2 protein-coding genes are annotated in these 1,502 nt (G+C 31.4%); both read left to right on the top strand.

From position 1 onward, the window contains the following. Positions 1 to 936, top strand: a 936-nt coding sequence (locus JZO85_RS22255) for an AAA family ATPase (protein WP_207110710.1), incomplete at its 5' end; no start/stop codon positions are given. Positions 937 to 949: 13 nt separating this feature from the next. Next, positions 950 to 1,318 (top strand): hypothetical protein, encoded by a 369-nt coding sequence (locus JZO85_RS22250; protein WP_207110709.1) that lies wholly within the window; start codon positions 950 to 952, stop codon positions 1,316 to 1,318. The last annotated feature ends 184 nt before the right edge of the window (positions 1,319 to 1,502 follow it).

Raw genomic sequence — 1,502 nt, 5'->3', positions numbered from 1 at the left:
GGTCAAAAAATTTCTAAAGACTTAATTATTAATCTAAAAGAAAAACTTGAAGATATAAAAAATACAGAAGAGGGGTTAACACAGGAAGAAATAGAAGCGCGAGAGCAACTGCGTTCTAGACTTGTATTACTTCAAAATTTAAAATTAGAAAATAACGGTAATTTAATTATTAGTAAGGTAGACGATTTGAATAGGAAGAAAATAGAATTAACAACTATAGAACAAAAATTACATGATTTAGAGAAACAAATGAAAACTTTTGGGGATCAAGATTCAGAAACTGAAAATTTACCTAAATTACAATTCAAAGCGGAGCAAAAAATTAGTGAGTTACAAGATGGTATAGCTAAGGAACGAGATATTATCAATGAAAAGAAAGATAAGAGAGATAAGCTAGACTTAAAGGTAGGTCAATTGTCGAAAAATAAAGACGTTTTAAACGCTTCAAAGAGAGAAGAAATATCCAAGCAAATAAGTAAAGTCTTTTCTATAGGAATAGAAGAATATAGGCTCAAATTGAAGTCGAGTGTTGAAACTGATGCTACAAAATTATTTACTCAAATGAGTGCAGATTCCGATTATAAAAACTTGAAAATAAATGATAATTATGGACTAGAAATAATTCATAAGGATGATATTGTAGTCCCAAGGCGATCCACAGGGTTTGAACATGTTGTTGCGTTATCGTTGATTGGTGCTTTACACAAAAATGCACCATTACAAGGGCCTGTGATTATGGATTCTCCCTTTGGAAGGCTAGATTCAAAACACGAGAAGAATGTCGTAACATCACTTCCGCTACTTTCAGAGCAAGTCATTCTTTTGGTTCACGAAAATGAATTAAATCCAAAAGATACAAATATGCTTTTGGGCAGAAACTTATTGAAAGAATATGAGATGGAGCGGATTACATCGTTTCACACTAATATTATTTAGCAGGAGGGTATTTATGGGAGATATTGTTAATATATCAGTTTCAAGTGATGCGTCTGTATTTGCTGATGAATTAAAAGAAAGTGGATTGTTCGAAGATAAAGTTGACGTTTATACATATGCAGCTGCGTATGTAATAAAAAAATATTACAAAGAGTTTGATCCAGCTACTTACATTTTAACTGATACACAAGGATCAAATTTTGGTGTGAGTTCGATTGATCCAAATAATAATTGGTCAATACTAATCAAATCTTTGTATCCAGAAATGGAAGCTCCCACACCATATAGATATTTGCGAGCTTTAATTGACAGAGGATTGTCTTTACTTGAAGAAAGAAGCAAGCAAGATTTAAATTTTTCGATATTTGATGAATTAGTCTAATGAAGTTTTTGCACTTTTATAATATATTTGGTGTTAAGATAATTTTATTAACACAGTACAGTTTAGTAAAAGCTGACCACTGATTAACAATAGGGAAATAGCACTGAGTATATTAAAGAGGGGCAGACTACTTAACTTGGAAAGTGATGAAATGGAAAACATCAGGATTATTGAAAAATCGAAA

The sequence above is a fragment of the Candidatus Enterococcus murrayae genome, from assembly GCF_017315985.1.
Lineage (GTDB): Bacteria > Bacillota > Bacilli > Lactobacillales > Enterococcaceae > Enterococcus_A > Enterococcus_A murrayae.
This window is presented reverse-complemented; position numbering and strand designations above follow the sequence as displayed.